The following is a 15,839-nucleotide window of genomic DNA, read 5'->3' as shown; positions in this document are numbered from 1 at the left end:
CCGGTGGGGAGGCCCGGGGCGGCCCCGCCGCCCACGTGACCGCCCCGGGGACGGGACGTTCACAGCCAACTCGCGCCGGGCCTCCCGAAAGGTCCGTTACGGTCGCGCCATGCGTTCCCTCCGTACCCCGCTGATCGCCGCCGTCGCTGCCGGCATCGCCCTGGCCGGACTCACCGGCTGCTCGACCGAGGCCGTGCAGCAGGCCACCGACCTGGGGTCCTCCGTCGCCTCGAACGTGGCAGACGGGGTGTCCGGCATCGACGGCAAGGCGATCCAGGACGGCATGTCCTCGGTCGCGGGTGGCATCGACGGTGCGCTCGACACCGCGCTCGAGGGCGCGGACGTGACCTCGGACGGCAAGGTGCCGGACGGGTTCCCGTCGGCCGACGTCCCGCTCGTCGACGGCACCGTGCTCGGTGGAGGAGCCGGCCCGAACGGCTCCGGGTGGGTCGCGCAGGTCCGGGCGGCCTCGGTCGACGACTTCCAGACCGCCGCCCAGCAGCTCACCGACGCCGGCTACACCGAGTCGGCGAAGCGTGCCGACTCGTCCAGTGCGTTCGGCATGTTCCGGAGCGACGGGTACCGCGTCGTCCTGACCTTCTCGGACAGCAAGGACAGCGGCGGCGTCACGGCGACCTACATCGTCACGCCCCGCTAGTCCCGTACCCTTGGGGACGATGTCGAAGGCCCCCGTCACGCGCCCCGAGCGCGTCCTGATCGTGCACGCCCACCCCGACGACGAGACGCTCTCGTCGGGCGGGACCATCGCGACCCTGCTCGAGCGCGGTGCCGAGGTGACCGTGCTCACCGCGACCCGGGGTGAGCGCGGGGAGATGCTCACGGAGCAGCTGGCCCCGCTCGCGGGTGATCCCGCGCGGGTGGCGCGGCACCGGGAGACCGAGGTCGCCGCGGCCCTCGCCGCACTCGGCGGGCCCCAGCACCTCTGGCTGGGCGGCCCGGGTGCCCGGCCCACCGACCTGCCGGAGCGTCGTTACGTCGACTCGGGCATGCAGTGGGGCCCCGACGGGCGCGCGACCGCCGCGGCCGACGCCACGGCCGACTCGCTGACCGCGGCCGACCTGGGCGAGGTGGTGGACGACGTGCGCGCCGCGATCCGCTCCACCGGAGCCGACGCCGTGATCAGCTACGCCGACGACGGCGGCTACGGGCACCCGGACCACGTGCGGATGCACCACGCGGCGCAGTACGCGGCTCGTGCCGAAGAAGTCCCGTTCTCGATGATCGTCGACCCCGCCAGCGGGCAGGCCGACGTCACGGTCGACGTCCTGCCGGTCCGGGCCAAGGTGCGGGCGGCCGTCGAGCAGTACCGCTCCCAGGTCGCCGTCGACCCCGCGGACCCCACCGACCCGAGCGCCCTGTCGTGGGTGATGCCGCACGGCGTCCGGCAGCACGCCCCGGCGGTCGAGGCGTTCCGGCACGACGCGGCCCCGCAGCCGGCGGCGCCGCAGACCTACGCGGAGATGTCCGGTCAGGGCAAGGTCACGGCGGTCGTGGTCTCGCTGCTGCTCGGGCTGCTCGCCGGTGGCCTCGGGACGGTGACGCACCAGCAGACGCTGGGCTCGTTCCCGGTCGGCCTCGTCATCACGACGCTGATCGTGCTCGGCCTGACCGTCGGCGTGCGGCTCGTCTACCGCTCCCGGGCGATGGTCGCCGCGATCGGCATCGGGATCCTCGTCGCGACGCAGGTGCTCGTGTCCGTCGGGGGAGCGGGCTCGCCGCTCGTCCTCGCCAACGCGGCCGGCTACGTGTGGACCTTCGCCCCCGCGGTGATCGCCGCACTCGTCCTCGCCTGGCCGGACCTGTCGGGGCTGCGGTCCCGGACGGCCCCGGGCCACGAGTAGACTCGAACCCGCTCGTCGAAGGGAGCACCCGAACCGTGACCTACGTGATCGCCCAGCCCTGTGTCGACGTCAAGGACCGCGCCTGCATCGACGAATGCCCCGTCGACTGCATCTACGAGGGCGACCGTTCCCTCTACATCCACCCCGACGAGTGCGTCGACTGCGGTGCGTGCGAGCCGGTCTGCCCCGTCGAGGCCATCTACTACGAGGACGACCTGCCCGACGAGTGGGCCGACTACTACAAGGCCAACGTCGAGTTCTTCGAAGAGGTCGGTTCGCCCGGCGGTGCCGCGAAGGTCGGTGTGATCCACAAGGACCACCCGGTCGTCATGGCCGAGCCCCCGCGCGGCTGACCGGTCACCTCGTGGCGCTCGACCTCCCCGACTTCCCCTGGGACCAGCTCGTCCCGTTCAAGCAGCGCGCCGCGGCGTACGAGGGCGGCATCGTCGACCTCAGCGTCGGATCGCCCGTCGACCCCACGCCCGAGGTCGTCCGGACCGCACTGGCCACCGCCACCGACGCGCACGCCTACCCGCAGGTCGCCGGCACCCCGGCGCTGCGGCAGGCCATCGCCGACTGGTACGGCCGGCGTCACGGCGTCGCACTGACCGAGGCGAACGCGCTGCCGACGATCGGCTCGAAGGAGTTCATCGCCGGCCTGGCGCTCTGGCTCGGCATCGGCCCCGGTGACACCGTGGTGTTCCCGGCCGCCGCGTACCCGACGTACGAGCTCGGCGCAGCCCTGGTCCGGGCCGACGCCCTCGCCTCGGACGACCCCGCGGAGTGGCCGTCGACCACGAAGCTCGTGTGGCTGAACTCCCCGGGCAACCCGGACGGCCGCGTGCTGTCGATCGACGAGCTCCGCGCCGCCGTCGCCCGAGCGCGCGAGCTCGGTGCCGTCATCGTCGGCGACGAGTGCTACGCCGAACTCGGCTGGGACACGGAGTACGCCACCACCCCGACCCCCACGATCCTCGACCCCCGGGTCGTCGGCGACTCGCTCGACGGCGTGCTGAGCGTGTACTCGCTGTCGAAGCAGTCGAACCTCGCCGGCTACCGTGCCGCATTCGTCGCCGGTGACGCGGCGATCCTGGCCGACGTCCTGGCGGTCCGGAAGCACGCCGGACTCATGCCGCCGCTGCCCGTGCAGCAGGCCATGGTCGTCGCGCTGCAGGACGAGACCCACGTGCAGCAGCAGAAGGCCCGGTACCGGGCTCGACGGAACATGCTCCGACAGGCACTCGAAGGTGCCGGCTTCCGCATCGACCACAGCGAGGCGGGGCTCTACCTCTGGGCCACCCGCGGCGAACCGGCACTCGACACCGTCGCCTGGCTCGCCGACCGCGGGATCCTCGTCGCACCGGGCACGTTCTACGGTGCGGCCGGTGGTGAGCACGTCCGCGTCGCCCTGACAGCGACCGACGAACGCATCGCCGCAGCCTCCCAGCGCCTGGCGAGCAGCCGTCGACTCGGCACCGCGTAGCACGGACACGAGTACATCGGTCGGTGCCCGCAATCCGCGGGAACAACCAAATCGTCACCTGGGATGTGTGCACGAGCGACAGGTGCCGCGATTAGGCTGTCCTCGTGACTGACACTGCCAATGACGCTCAGAAGACGGCCACACCGCCCACCACGCCCGTCCCCGTGAGTCCCGCCGCCGAACAGCGGGGCGCGACCGCGACGCTGACGTTCCCGGGCGGCACGGCGGAGTTCCCGATCCTGCAGAGCGTCGACGGCGCGTCCGCGATTGACATCTCGACCTTCAAGAAGCAGACCGGGATGAACACGCTCGACTACGGGTTCGTGAACACCGGTGCGACGAAGAGCGCCATCACCTACATCGACGGCGACCAGGGGATCCTGCGCTACCGCGGGTACCCGATCGACCAGATCGCCGCGAACTGCACCTTCCTCGAGGTCGCCTGGCTCCTGATCTACGGCGAGCTGCCGACCCCCACCGAGCTCGAGCAGTTCGACGCCCGCATCCGACGGCACACGCTGCTGCACGAAGACCTCCGTCGGCTGTTCGATGCCCTGCCGCACTCGGCGCACCCGATGTCGGTGCTCTCGAGCGCCGTGAGCGCCCTGTCCACGTACTACGAGGCCGACATGGACGTCGACGACCCCGAGAAGGTCGAGCTGCAGACCGTCCGGTTGCTCGCCAAGCTCCCGGTCATCGCCGCCTACGCGCACAAGAAGGCCATCGGTCAGGCGTTCCTGTACCCGGACAACTCGCTGTCGTTCGTCGACAACTTCCTGCGCCTGAACTTCGGCACCATGGCCGAGACCTACCAGCCGAACCCGGTGCTCTCCAAGGCGCTCGAGCGGCTGCTGATCCTGCACGAGGACCACGAGCAGAACGCCTCGACCTCGACGGTGCGCATGGTCGGCTCGACGAAGGCGAACATGTTCGCCTCGATCTCGGCCGGCATCAACGCCCTGTACGGTCCGCTGCACGGTGGTGCGAACGAGGCCGTGCTCGAGATGCTCCAGCAGATCAAGGACTCGGGCGAGCCCGTCACGCGCTTCGTCGAGCGGGTGAAGAACAAGGAGCAGGGCGTCAAGCTCATGGGCTTCGGGCACCGCGTCTACAAGAACTACGACCCGCGCGCCAAGCTCGTGAAGGAGTCCGCGCACGAGGTCCTCGAGTCCCTCGGGGTGCAGGACGACCTGCTCGACATCGCGATGGAGCTCGAGCAGATCGCGCTCGAGGACGAGTACTTCGTCAGCCGCAAGCTCTACCCGAACGTCGACTTCTACACGGGCATCATCTACAAGGCGATGGGCTTCCCGCCGCGGATGTTCACCGTCCTGTTCGCGATCGGCCGCCTGCCCGGCTGGATCGCGCAGTGGCGCGAACTCAACAACGATCCGCTCAACAAGATCGGTCGCCCGCAGCAGCTCTACGTGGGGGCGCCTGAGCGCGACGTCCCGAAGCGCTGACCGACCGCGGGGCGGCAGGACGCGCCGATCACCTCCGCCGAGTGGTCGCGAACCGTCGTCCGGAGGGTGACGAAACGACGGTTCGTGCGCCGTCGGCGCCCGCAGACGGTGGGTCGTGACCGCTCGCGGGGCGGGGCACTGGACGCGACGACCTGGAGGCCCGGTGCCGGTCTCGTGGACGGGCGCCGGGCCTCCAGGCGGGTGCGTCGGGCGCGTCGGGTGCGGGGCGCTACGCGTGCAGCGCGGTGTTCAGCTGGATGCCCTCGCCCTTGCGCTGCAGCGCCTCGACGGCGCCGCTGACGCTGTTGCGGCGGAACAGGATGTTCGGGGTGCCGGAGAGCTCGGCGGCCTTGACGGTCTTCGGGGTGCCGTCGGGGTTCGGGGCAGCGCCGACCAGGACCACCTTCGTGCCCGCCGTGACGTACAGGCCCGCCTCGATGACGGAGTCGTCGCCGAGCGAGATGCCGAGCCCCGCGTTCGCGCCGAGGAGCGCGCGTTCCCCGAGCGAGACACGGTGCGTGCCGCCGCCGGACAGCGTGCCCATGATCGAGGCCCCGCCGCCGATGTCCGTGCCGTTGCCGACGACGACGCCCTGCGAGACGCGGCCCTCGATCATGGCGTCGCCGAGGGTGCCGGCGTTGAAGTTCACGAAGCCCTCGTGCATGACGGTGGTGCCCGGTGCCAGGTGGGCGCCGAGGCGGACCCGGTTGGCGTCACCGATCCGGACGCGGTCCGGCACGACGTAGTCGAGCAGGCGCGGGAACTTGTCGACGGCGTGCACGGCGATCCCGGCGCGCTGCAGCGACGGGCGCAGGCGCGTCAGGGACTCGGGGTGCACCGGGCCGGCGTTCGTCCACGCGACGATCGGCAGGTGGCCGAAGACGCCGTCGAGGTTCACCGCGTTCGGGCGGACGTGCAGGTGGCTCAGCAGGTGCAGGCGCAGGTACGCGTCCGGGGTGCTCGCCGGGGCGGCGTCGATCGAGATCTCGGTGGTGACGGCCTCGATCCGGACCTCGCGGCGGGGGTCGTCACCGACGTGCGCCTGCAGCTCGGCCGGGAACACGGCGTCGGCGGGCAGCGCCCCCAGGCGCGTCTCCGGGTACCAGGTGTCGAGTGTCGTGCCGTCAGCGGCGATCGTCGCGAGGCCGTGGCCCCAGGCATGGGTCGGGCGGTCGGTGGCAGTCGTGTCGGTCACGGCACCAGGGTACCGAGCGGCCGTCGGCGGGCACCGTCCGGCCGGACGGCCGGGGCGGTGGGGTTCCCGACCGTCCGGACTGCCGGGGCGGTGCGAGGGGCGGCCGGTAGGCTGCCCGCATGCCGGAGCACCTCGACCTCACCGCCTCGTCCATCGACATCACCCGTGCCATCTGCGACATCGAGTCGGTGTCCGGCAACGAGCAGGCCCTCGCCGACGCGATCGAGGCCGTGCTCGCACCGCTGCCGCACCTCGAGGTGATCCGTGACGGCGACGCGATCGTGGCGCGGACGAACCTGGGCCGCGACCGCCGCGTCGTCATCGCCGGTCACATCGACACCGTGCCGCTCAACGACAACCTGCCGACCGAGTTCCGCACCGCCGAGGACGGCACCGAGATCCTCTGGGGCCGCGGCACCGTCGACATGAAGGCCGGCTGCGCGGTGCAGCTCAAGCTCGCGTACGACCTGGTCGACCCCTCGGTCGACGTGACCTGGGTCTGGTACGACCACGAAGAGGTCAGCGACGCCCTGAACGGCCTCGGCCGTCTCGCACGCACGCGGCCCGAGCTGCTCACCGGTGACTTCGCGATCTTGGGGGAGCCCTCCGGGGCGCAGATCGAGGGCGGCTGCAACGGCAACCTGCGCGCCGAGATCCGCACCTTCGGCAAGCGCTCGCACAGTGCGCGCAGCTGGATCGGCGACAACGCGATCCACAAGACCGCCCCGATCCTCGCCACCCTGGCCGCGTACGAGCCGCGCACCGTCACGGTCGACGGGCTCGAGTACCGCGAGGGTCTGAACGCCGTGGGCATCAGCGGCGGAATCGCGGGCAACATCATCCCGGACGAGGCGATGGTGCACGTGAACTACCGGTTCGCCCCGTCGCGCTCGGCCGACGAGGCCGTCGCGCACATCCGCGAGCTGTTCGACGGGTACGAGGTGACGATCGTCGACCTCGCCGCCGGCGCCCGCCCCGGCCTCGACGCCCCGCTCGCGCAGGACTTCGTCGCAGCGGTCGGCGGGCCGGCACCCCGCCCGAAGTACGGCTGGACCGACGTCGCCCGGTTCTCGGCGCTCGGCGTCCCCGCGGTCAACTACGGCCCCGGTGAGCCGGTCTTCGCCCACCACGACGACGAGCAGGTCCCGGTCGCGCAGATCACCGCGGTCGAGGCCGGGCTGCGTCGGTGGCTGACGGCCTGACGACGGCGGGGGCCACCCGGAGGACCCCTGCTCGCACCCGCTGGCGCGCCCGGTACCGGGTCGTGCCGTGGTGGGTTCGCATCACGATCGTCTACGTGCTCGCCCGGCTCGTCACCGGCGCGATGATGCTCGCGTTCGCGGGCGTGCAGGCGGCGAACTCGTTCACCGTGCAGAGCCCGGGCTACCTGTCGTTCGCGTCGATCTGGGACGGCGCCTGGTACCGCGTGATCGCCACGGGCGGGTACCCGTCGACGCTGCCGGTCGACGCCGCCGGGCACGTGACCGAGAACGCGTGGGCGTTCATGCCCGCGTACCCGTTCCTGGTCCGGGCGCTCATGCTGCTCACCGGGGCGTCGTTCGAGTTCGTCGCGGTCTCGGTGTCGTTGCTCGCCGGCCTCGGTGCCGCGCTCGTGTTCCGCCGGCTCATGGGCCGGTTCCTCGACCCGGCCCGGGCGACGTTCGCCACCGTGCTGTTCTGCGTCGCGCCGGTGTCGGCGATGTTCCAGGTCGCCTACGCCGAGTCGATGGGCCTCTTCCTGCTGCTCGTCGCGCTGCTGCTCATGGTGGACCGGCGGTGGTGGGCGATGCTGCCCGTGGTGCTGCTGCTCGGCATGACCCGGCCGACCGGGCTCGCCTTCGCCTTCCTCGTGGTACTCTTCGTGGGCGCGTGGGCCATCCGTCCGGCGTGGGTGCGGTCGTCGGAGCCGCTGACCCTCCGCGGGCTCGTGCCGCCCGCCGTGGTCGCCACGGTGTCCGGTCTGGTCGGCCTGGCCTGGCCCGCGATCGCCTGGGCGGTCACCGGGGTGCCGAAGGCGTACACGGACACCGAACTCGCCTGGCGGTCGTCGTACATCGGCTGGAAGGAACTCGTGCCGTTCGCGCCCTGGGTGCAGGGGTTCGGGTGGTGGTTCGGGCAGCCCGCGGGCACCGTGTTGCTCGTCGTGGCGCTCGTCGGGTTCGCGGCCTTCGTGTGCATGCCCGCCGCGCGCACCATCGGGATCGAGCTGCGCCTCTGGGGTGTGGCGTACCTGGTGTACCTGCTCGCGGTGTTCTTCCCGCAGTCGAGCACCTGGCGCATCCTCGTGCCGATCGCACCGCTGCTCGGCATCGTCGCGCTGCCGCGGTCGCGGGTGTACCGCGTGGCCGTCGTCGTCGCGTTCGTCGGGTTGCAGTGGGTCTGGCTGTACTACACGTGGTGGGTCGACGGCTACGACTGGACCCCGCCGTGATCGATGCGGGGCGCCGGAGGCCCGTGGATCCGCGTTCTGCGGAGCATCCGGACGGCACGTTCGACACCCCCAATCTGGGCGGTTTCGCAGTTGCCCCCTCCATACGGGATAATGGGGCTGCATTTACTGCACGAAAGGGGACATCTGATGGCAGCCATGAAGCCGAGGACCGGTGACGGGCCGATGGAGGCTGTTAAGGAGGGTCGACTCATCATCGTGCGGGTTCCGCTCGAAGGTGGAGGCCGCCTGGTCGTCTCGGTCAACGATGCCGAGGCCAAGGAACTCCACGACGCACTCGCTGAGGTCGTCTCGGCCTAGTACGTCGAAGCACCAGAACGGGAGGCCCGGAGCGTGTACGCTCCGGGCCTCCCGTCTGTCCGCCCGCAGCCGGTTGCACTCCGCGGTGTCGGTCGGCTCCGGCAGGATGGGGCCGTGCCGAGGACGAGACTGCCGATCCGCCGCGTCGAGGAGTACGCGCCGGACCCGATGCGCCGGGACGCCTGGCCCGCGACCCTCGCGCCCGTCCGGCAGCTGCTCGACGACGGGCTCGACCTCGCTCCGGTGACGGTGCTGGTCGGCGAGAACGGTGCGGGCAAGTCCACCCTGGTCGAGGCGATGGCGCTCGCGTTCGGCATGGGACCCGAAGGCGGTTCGACGAAGTCCGGGCACAGCACCCGCCCGAGCGAATCCCAGCTCTGGGAGCACATCGCCCTGCACCGCGAACCCGGGGCCGTGCGGTCCGGGTTCTTCCTGCGTGCCGAGACCATGCACGGGGTGTTCACCTACCTCGAGGAGCACCCCGGGGGCAACGAACCGCTGTTCCACGAGCGCAGCCACGGGGAGTCGTTCCTCGACTTCGTGATCCACCGGTCGCAGTGGCCCGGGCTCTGGATCCTCGACGAGCCGGAGTCGGCCCTGTCGTTCTCGGGCTGCCTGGCGCTCATCGGGCTGCTGCAGTCCATCGTGGAGACCGGCGTCGGACAGATCGTGCTCTCGACGCACTCACCCGTGCTCGCGGCGTTCCCCGGGGCCGAGATCCACGAGGTCGGCGAGTGGGGTCTGCGGCGCACCACGTGGAGCGATCTCGACCTCGTACGGAACCAGCGGGCGTTCCTCGAGTCGCCCGAGCGGTACCTGCGGCACCTGGACTGACCTGCGCGAGCGCCGGCGGGTCAAGCGCTAGTTGGTGACCTTCGTCAGCTGCAGCAGCCCGTCACCGGCCGGCGACAGCGCGCTGCGCACCGCTCCCGAGGTCGACACCTCGGTCAGCAGCAGCCGGAAGTCCGTGGTGGCACGGTCGCGCTTCACCGGGTCGGCCACACGTCCGCGCCAGAGCGCGTGCGGCACCAGGACGGTGCCACCCAGGCGGGCGAGCCGCAGCCCGTGCTCGACGTACTCGATGACGTGCTCGGGGTCGGCGTCGACGAGCACGACGTCGTACGAGGCCTCGTTCATGCGGGGGAGCACCTGGTTCGCCCGACCGGGGATGAGCCGGATCCGTGCGGGGGCGGTGCCGGCGCTGATGTAGGCGTCGCGGGCGAACTGCTGGTGGTCGACCTCGACGTCGATCGTCGTCAGGGTCGCGTTCGGGGCACCGGCGAGCAGGTACAGGCCGGAAACGCCGAGTCCGGTGCCGATCTCGATGATGCTCGTGGCTCGCGAGGCTGCGGCGATGACCCCGATCTGCGCACCGATCGCGGGCGAGATCGCTTCGACCCCGAGTTCCAGGGAGTGCTCCCGAGCACGGGCGATCGCCTCGGTCTCCGAGACGATGTCCTCGGCGAACTTCCAGTTCGACTCTTTCTCTGACACGCACACTCCGTTCGGGAGACAACTCTAGAGGTGCAACGCAGCAGCACGCGTTAGGCTCGCTCGCGTGGACATCCCGCTCGACAAGATCCTGATCATCGGGGTCATCGGCGTCCTCTTGCTCGGGCCGCAGCGCCTGCCGATGTACGCCCAGAAGTTGGCCGAGTTCGTCAAGGCCGTGCGCCGGTTCGCCGACACCGCCAAGGAGCGGATGCGCGACGAGATGGGCCCCGAGTTCGACGACATCGAGTGGCAGAAGCTCGACCCGCGCCAGTACGACCCGCGCCGCATCATCCGAGACGCCCTGCTCGACTCCGGCTCCGGTGCCGCCGCCGTCCAGACGGCGCAGGTCACGGCGTCCAAGGTGCGTGCGACGGCTCCCGTCGTGCCGCTGGCAGCCGGTGAACCGGCACCCTTCGACGCCGAGGCGACCTGACGCTCGTCACGTCCCCAGACGACGGACTGGAGGCCCGGTGCCAGCTGGCACCGGGCCTCCAGTCCGTCCCGGGATCGCGTCGTCAGTCGCGGGTGGCGACGATCGTGTAGGTGGTCGGGATACGGTCGCGGTCGTGTTCCGGCCATGCCCACGACCCCGTGCCGGTCTCGACCATGCGGGGGCTGAACCGCCACGGCAGGGTGCGACCCTCGTCGAGTCGGCGGAGCCGGAGTCCGGCGCCGAGCAGGGCGTTGACGATCTCGGACAGCGGGTGCGGCCACTCGAAGGTCCGGGTGTTCGCCACCGTGCCGTCGCCCGCGTAGGTGCCGGCATCGTCCCACTGCTGTGCCGTGCCGTCCGGGAAGTAGCGGTAGCGGGTGACGAGCTCGTCGGCGTCCTCGTCGAGGGCGTACAGGGCGGGGTGGCCGTCCCGGATGAAGAACACCCCGCCGGGGCGCAGCAGGCCGGCGACCTGCGCGGCCCACCGATCGAGGTCGGGGAGCCAGCAGATCGTGCCGATGCTCGTGTAGACGACGTCGAAGTCCCCGGTGACCGCTGCCCGGGCGTCGAGGACGTCGGTCTCGACCCAGGCGACGTCGAGTCCGAGCCGCGACGCGAGCCCGCTGGCCGAGGCGAGTGCGGCGGGGGAGAAGTCGACGCCGGTCAGCCGGGCGCCCTCGCGGGCGAGTGACACCGTGTCGGTGCCGATGTGGCACTGCAGGTGACAGACGTCGAGGCCGTCGAGCGAGCCGTTCGGCAGCCAGGGCGTCAGGGCTGGCAGGTCCTCGCGCACGACGTCGGAGCGGTGGTCGGTGTCGGCGAGGGCATCGATCGCGTAGGCGCCCTCGTGGATCGGCACCCGGTCGTCCCAGTTCGCGCGGTTGGTGGCGCGTGCGTGGTCCCAGTCGACGTCGACGTGATCGGAGCTCATGCCGACGAGCCTAGGACAGCGACAACCCGAGCTTCCGGCCGGCGAGCCCGCGTCCCATCGTCGTGATCCGGTCCGCGATGGCCGTCAGGGCCACCGCCGACGGGTCCTCGGGCGCGCCGAGCACCACGGGGAGGCCGGTGTCCCCGCCCAGCCGGAGCGGCACGGACAGCGGCACGCTGCCGAGCACCGGGACGGGGGTGTCCTGCCCCCGGGAGAGCCGTGCGGCGGTCTCGGCGCCACCGCCCTCGCCGAACAGGTGCAGGACCGAGCCGTCACGCTGCACGAGCCCCGCCATGTTCTCGATCACGCCGATGACCCGCTGCCCGGTCTGACGGGCGACGATCCCGCTGCGCTCGGCGACGTCGGCGGCTGCAGCCTGGGGGGTCGTGACGACGAGGACCTCGGCGTGCGGCAGCAGCTGCCCCACCGAGATCGCGACGTCGCCGGTGCCCGGCGGCAGGTCGAGCAGCAGGACGTCGAGGTCGCCGAAGAACACGTCGGTGAGGAACTGGTTCACGGTGCGGTGCAGCATCGGGCCGCGCCACGACACCGCGGTGGAGACGTCGTCGACGAACATGCCGATCGACACGACCTTCACGTCGTGGGCCACCGGCGGCAGGATCATGCTGTCGACGCGAGTCGGGCGCGGTGCGACGCCGTGCTCGTCCGTCAGGCCCATCAGCCCGGGGACGCTGAAGCCGTGCACGTCGACGTCGACGACCCCGACCCGCAAGCCCCGGCGGGCGAGCGCGACGGCGAGGTTCACGGTGACCGTGGACTTGCCGACGCCACCCTTGCCACTCGTCACGGCGATCACCCGGGTGAGCGAGTCCGCGGTGAACTGGACCCCCTTGGGCCGGCCAGCCCGCAGCCGCTCGGTCAGCGCGGCGCGCGTCGCGGGGTCCATCACGGACACGTCGACGTCCACCGCGGCGACCCCCGGGACGGAACCGGCGGCGACGCGCACGTCGCGCTCGATGGTGTCGGCGGCGGGGCACCCGACGATCGTGAGCTGCAGGTCGACGCGCACCGCGCCTCCCGGCTGCACGTCGACCCCACGGATCATGTCGAGCTCCGTGACGGGGCGACGGATCTCGGGGTCGATGACGCGGCCGAGCGCGGCGAGGACCGCCGTGCCGAGCTGTTCGTCGGTGGGGAGGGCGTCAGCCACGGGTGGAGCTGTCGTGTTCGTCCGCGTAGCCGGCCTCGTCGGCGTCGCGGCGATCGAGTTCCTCGAGCAGGGAGCGGAGCTCGGCGCGGATGAAGTCCTTCGAGGCCATGTCCCGCATCGCGAGGCGCAGGGCGACGACCTCGCGTGCCAGGTACTCGGTGTCCGCCAGGTTCCGCTCGGCCCGCTGACGGTCCTGCTCGAACTGCACGCGGTCACGGTCGTCCTGCCGGTTCTGCGCGAGCAGGATCAGCGGGGCGGCGTACGACGCCTGCAGCGAGAGCACGAGTGTCAGTGCCGTGAAGCCGATCGCGGCCGAGTCGAACTGCCACGGCTTCGGCGCGAGGGTGTTGTAGCCCATCCAGACCACGCAGAACAGCGTGAGGCCGATGAGGAACCACGGCGTGCCCATGCCGCGTGCGATGCCCTCGGTCGCGCGACCGAAGGTGTCCCCGCGACCGCGGCGGCGGGTGGGGAGCACACGCGTGCGCATGCCCTTGGGGGAGTCGAGCCGGACCTCTTGACGGTCTCGGTCGCGACGGTTGTCATCCGTTCGGGCCACGGGTGGTCCTCCTTCCCGTCGTCACGGGTGTCCTGCGCGGGCGTTGGCGTGGAAGCGGCGAGGGTTCCCCCTCGCCCTGACTTCGCCAGTCGTCCGGCAGGACGTGGTCGAGGACATCGTCGATCGTCACCACCCCGACGAGACGGTGGGCGTCGTCGACCACGGGGACGGACAGCAGGTTGTAGGTCGCCATGATGCGGGTGACCTCGGCGGCGCTCGCGTCGACCCGGACCGGTTCGGTCTGCTGGTCGATGAGCGTGCCGAGCCGCTCGTTCGGCGGGTAGCGGAGCATCCGCTGGAAGTGCACGAGCCCGAGGAACCGGCCGGTCGGCGGTTCGTACGGCGGCAGGGTGACGCAGACGGCGGCGCCGAGCACCGGGGCCAGCTCGTGGCGGCGGACCAGCGCGAGGCCCTCGGCCACGGTGGCGTCGGCGGAGACGATCACGGGCTCGGTGGTCATCAGACCACCGGCGGTGTCCGGCTCGTACTCCAGGAGCATGCGGACGTCCTGCGCCTCCTCCGGCTCCATGAGCTGCAGGAGCGCCTCGCTCCGCTCGTCGGAGAACTGGGCGAGGACGTCGGCGGCGTCGTCCGGCTGCATCTGGTCGAGGACGTCGGCGGCACGGGCGTCCGTCAGCCGCGTGAGGATCTCGATGCGCTCCTGGTCGGGCATCTCCTCGAGCACGTCGGCGAGCCGGTCGTCGGGGAGTTCCTCCGCGACCTCGAACCGGCGCTCGGCGGGCAGGTCGAGCAGCGTCGACGCGAGGTCGGCGGGCACCAGGTCGGAGTACGCGGCGATGACGTGCTCGGCGGACTGGGCCTCGCCGGGGAGCTCGTCCTCGGTGACCTCGTTCCACGTCGCGAACGTCGTGGGGCCCTTGCCGAACGGCGACGGCGTGGTCTTCGGCTTGCGGAGGAAGAGCTGCGCGACCTCCCAGTCGCCCTGCCCGCGGTCCTCGATCGCGACGTCCTCGATGGTGGCGCGGATCCGCTGGTTCTTGATGAGCACCTTGCGGCCGAGCATCTCGGCGATGACACGGACCTCGCCGCCGCGCTGCTCGAAGCGGCGCATGTTCACGATCCCGGTCGTGATGACCTGCCCGGCACCGATCGAGGTGATGCGGCCGATGCTCACGAAGATGCGGCGCTTGCCCGGCACCTCGACGATGAGCCCGACGACGTGCGGGGGGTCGGCCCGGCGGTAGACGACCAGGACGTCCCGGACCCTTCCGACGCGGTCGCCCGCGGGGTCGAAGACGGAGCACCCGGCGAGGCGGGCGACGAAGACCTTCGTGGCGCTCACCCGACCCAGCGTAGTCGCTCGCGTGTGGACGTTCGCTCGCGCCGGACGGCGGCTTCGGATCGGCTGCTTCCCTGAGAGTGCACGTGCGATTGCAAGGTGTGCGGTGAATGATGGCTGGGTGAGCAATCAGAGCCCCTTCGCCGGCAGGACCGCCCAGGCGTTCCCGACGCTGCCCAAGGGCGACGTCCTGGGAACGTACGACAGCTACCCCGATGCGCAGCGCGTGGTGGCGAAGCTGGCCGAGGCCGACTTCCCCGTCAACCAGCTCTCCATCGTCGGCAACGACCTGAAGACGGTCGAGCGGGTCACCGGCAAGATGACCTACGGCCGTGCCGCCATCGCCGGCGCCCTGTCCGGCCTCTGGCTCGGCATCTTCTTCGGCATCGTGCTCACCCTCTTCTCGCCGAGCGCGGGCGGCCTGATCCTCGCGGCGGCGATCATCGGTGCCGCGTTCGGCATGCTCTACGGCATCGCTTCGTTCGCGATCACCAAGCGGCAGCGGGACTTCACGAGCGTCCACCAGGTGCTCGCCACGAACTACCAGATCGTCGTGAACCCGCAGCTGACGGGGCAGGCGCAGCGGATCCTCGGCGAGCACGGGGCGACCCCGTCCACGCACTGGAACGACGCTCCCCAGCAGCAGCAGCAGCAGCAGCAGCAGCAGTGGCGTCCGGGCCCCGGTGGGGTCCCGCCGCAGCAGCAGTCGCCGTACGGCGGGCACGCCACCCCGCACCAGCAGCCGGGAGGCCCGCAACACCCCGGCACGTCGGCCCCCGGCGCGCAGACGGGCGCGCCTTCGGGCCCGCCGCGCTACGGCACGAACGACGGACCCCGGTACGGGGAGACCCCGGAGACGGCTCCCGCCCCCGCGGCCCCGCCGGTGCCGGAACGCCGGCCCGAGGAACCGCCGCGCTACGGCGAGCGGGTCACCGGGGCGACGCCGCCGGAGCCCTCGTCCTCGCCGGACGCCCAGCGTGACGGCGACAGCGGCGGGGACAGCGACCGCCGCTAGCCGCGCTCCGGCTGCTGCGCTCGGGCGCCGGCGCGCGTGCTCCGTGGTCGATGGACCGCCAGGTCGCTCGACACACCGCTCACGTCCGCCGAGGTCGCACGAAATGTCGCCGACGAGCTTCGCGGGCGGCACTTCGTGCGGCCGCAGCGGCGCGTCCAGGCGGTCCGGGCGGTCCGGCGGTCCG

17 protein-coding genes are annotated in these 15,839 nt (G+C 71.6%); 11 read left to right on the top strand and 6 right to left on the bottom strand.

Going from position 1 to position 15,839, the window contains the following annotated elements:
- Positions 1 to 109: 109 nt before the first annotated feature.
- The 5 genes from KK097_RS06240 (at position 110) to KK097_RS06220 (ending at position 4,808) form a co-directional block, all read left to right on the top strand.
- The gene (locus KK097_RS06240; protein ID WP_214529024.1) at positions 110 to 658 is read left to right on the top strand and encodes a hypothetical protein; all 549 of its coding nucleotides are present in this window, start codon (positions 110 to 112) and stop codon (positions 656 to 658) included.
- A 19-nt stretch (positions 659 to 677) separates the two neighbouring features.
- Complete coding sequence (locus KK097_RS06235; protein WP_214544066.1) at positions 678 to 1,862, top strand: PIG-L family deacetylase; 1,185 nt, start codon at positions 678 to 680, stop codon at positions 1,860 to 1,862.
- 35 nt (positions 1,863 to 1,897) lie between these two features.
- The gene (fdxA, locus tag KK097_RS06230; protein WP_058728223.1) at positions 1,898 to 2,215 is read left to right on the top strand and encodes a ferredoxin; all 318 of its coding nucleotides are present in this window, start codon (positions 1,898 to 1,900) and stop codon (positions 2,213 to 2,215) included.
- An 11-nt stretch (positions 2,216 to 2,226) separates the two neighbouring features.
- Positions 2,227 to 3,345 carry a succinyldiaminopimelate transaminase gene (dapC, locus tag KK097_RS06225; RefSeq protein ID WP_214544065.1) on the top strand — a complete coding sequence of 373 codons (1,119 nt, stop codon included), beginning with the start codon at positions 2,227 to 2,229 and terminating at the stop codon, positions 3,343 to 3,345.
- Between the two features lie 164 nt (positions 3,346 to 3,509).
- A complete protein-coding gene (locus KK097_RS06220) occupies positions 3,510 to 4,808 on the top strand; it encodes a citrate synthase (protein WP_214544114.1) in 1,299 nt (432 codons plus the stop codon).
- A 229-nt stretch (positions 4,809 to 5,037) separates the two neighbouring features.
- Here KK097_RS06220 and dapD read toward each other — a convergent pair whose 3' ends face one another.
- Complete coding sequence (dapD, locus tag KK097_RS06215) at positions 5,038 to 6,003, bottom strand: 2,3,4,5-tetrahydropyridine-2,6-dicarboxylate N-succinyltransferase (protein ID WP_214529027.1); 966 nt, start codon at positions 6,001 to 6,003, stop codon at positions 5,038 to 5,040.
- 119 nt (positions 6,004 to 6,122) lie between these two features.
- Between dapD and dapE the strand changes: the two genes are divergently transcribed.
- The 4 genes from dapE to KK097_RS06195 all read left to right on the top strand — a co-directional run bounded on the left by dapE (position 6,123) and on the right by KK097_RS06195 (position 9,586).
- Positions 6,123 to 7,205 (top strand): succinyl-diaminopimelate desuccinylase, encoded by a 1,083-nt coding sequence (gene dapE, locus KK097_RS06210; protein ID WP_214544064.1) that lies wholly within the window; start codon positions 6,123 to 6,125, stop codon positions 7,203 to 7,205.
- Complete coding sequence (locus tag KK097_RS06205; RefSeq protein ID WP_214544063.1) at positions 7,190 to 8,434, top strand: hypothetical protein; 1,245 nt, start codon at positions 7,190 to 7,192, stop codon at positions 8,432 to 8,434. Before dapE ends, KK097_RS06205 begins: the two co-directional genes overlap by 16 nt.
- A 147-nt stretch (positions 8,435 to 8,581) precedes the next feature.
- The gene (locus tag KK097_RS06200; RefSeq protein ID WP_017887054.1) at positions 8,582 to 8,752 is read left to right on the top strand and encodes a DUF3117 domain-containing protein; all 171 of its coding nucleotides are present in this window, start codon (positions 8,582 to 8,584) and stop codon (positions 8,750 to 8,752) included.
- 114 nt (positions 8,753 to 8,866) lie between these two features.
- Positions 8,867 to 9,586 (top strand): AAA family ATPase, encoded by a 720-nt coding sequence (locus KK097_RS06195; protein ID WP_307858368.1) that lies wholly within the window; start codon positions 8,867 to 8,869, stop codon positions 9,584 to 9,586.
- A 27-nt stretch (positions 9,587 to 9,613) separates the two neighbouring features.
- Here KK097_RS06195 and KK097_RS06190 read toward each other — a convergent pair whose 3' ends face one another.
- A complete protein-coding gene (locus tag KK097_RS06190; protein WP_017887052.1) occupies positions 9,614 to 10,246 on the bottom strand; it encodes an O-methyltransferase in 633 nt (210 codons plus the stop codon).
- Positions 10,247 to 10,310: 64 nt separating this feature from the next.
- Here KK097_RS06190 and KK097_RS06185 point away from each other — a divergent pair, with 64 nt between their 5' ends.
- Positions 10,311 to 10,679: a twin-arginine translocase TatA/TatE family subunit gene (locus tag KK097_RS06185; RefSeq protein ID WP_214529030.1), complete on the top strand. Its 369-nt coding sequence runs from the start codon at positions 10,311 to 10,313 to the stop codon at positions 10,677 to 10,679.
- An 82-nt stretch (positions 10,680 to 10,761) separates the two neighbouring features.
- On the opposite strand, the gene KK097_RS06180 is transcribed toward KK097_RS06185, so the two are convergent.
- Genes KK097_RS06180 through KK097_RS06165 form a run of 4 tightly spaced genes read right to left on the bottom strand, consistent with a single transcriptional unit; the run spans position 10,762 to position 14,643 of the window.
- Positions 10,762 to 11,610 (bottom strand): class I SAM-dependent methyltransferase, encoded by an 849-nt coding sequence (locus tag KK097_RS06180; protein ID WP_214529031.1) that lies wholly within the window; start codon positions 11,608 to 11,610, stop codon positions 10,762 to 10,764.
- 10 nt (positions 11,611 to 11,620) lie between these two features.
- Positions 11,621 to 12,781 carry a P-loop NTPase gene (locus KK097_RS06175; protein WP_214544062.1) on the bottom strand — a complete coding sequence of 387 codons (1,161 nt, stop codon included), beginning with the start codon at positions 12,779 to 12,781 and terminating at the stop codon, positions 11,621 to 11,623.
- A complete protein-coding gene (locus KK097_RS06170) occupies positions 12,774 to 13,271 on the bottom strand; it encodes a DUF1003 domain-containing protein (protein ID WP_214529062.1) in 498 nt (165 codons plus the stop codon). Before KK097_RS06170 ends, KK097_RS06175 begins: the two co-directional genes overlap by 8 nt.
- 52 nt (positions 13,272 to 13,323) lie before the next feature.
- Positions 13,324 to 14,643 carry a magnesium transporter MgtE N-terminal domain-containing protein gene (locus tag KK097_RS06165; RefSeq protein ID WP_214529033.1) on the bottom strand — a complete coding sequence of 440 codons (1,320 nt, stop codon included), beginning with the start codon at positions 14,641 to 14,643 and terminating at the stop codon, positions 13,324 to 13,326.
- Between the two features lie 118 nt (positions 14,644 to 14,761).
- On the opposite strand from KK097_RS06165, the gene KK097_RS06160 reads away from it, so the two are divergent.
- On the top strand, positions 14,762 to 15,655 hold the full coding sequence (locus KK097_RS06160) for a YflT domain-containing protein (RefSeq protein WP_214544061.1): 894 nt from the start codon (positions 14,762 to 14,764) through the stop codon (positions 15,653 to 15,655).
- The last annotated feature ends 184 nt before the right edge of the window (positions 15,656 to 15,839 follow it).

Source organism: Curtobacterium flaccumfaciens, from assembly GCF_018598405.1.
Taxonomy (GTDB): Bacteria; Actinomycetota; Actinomycetes; order Actinomycetales; family Microbacteriaceae; genus Curtobacterium; species Curtobacterium aurantiacum.
The sequence above is the reverse complement of the archived record's forward strand: the minus strand, read 5'-3'. Positions and strand labels throughout refer to the sequence as shown.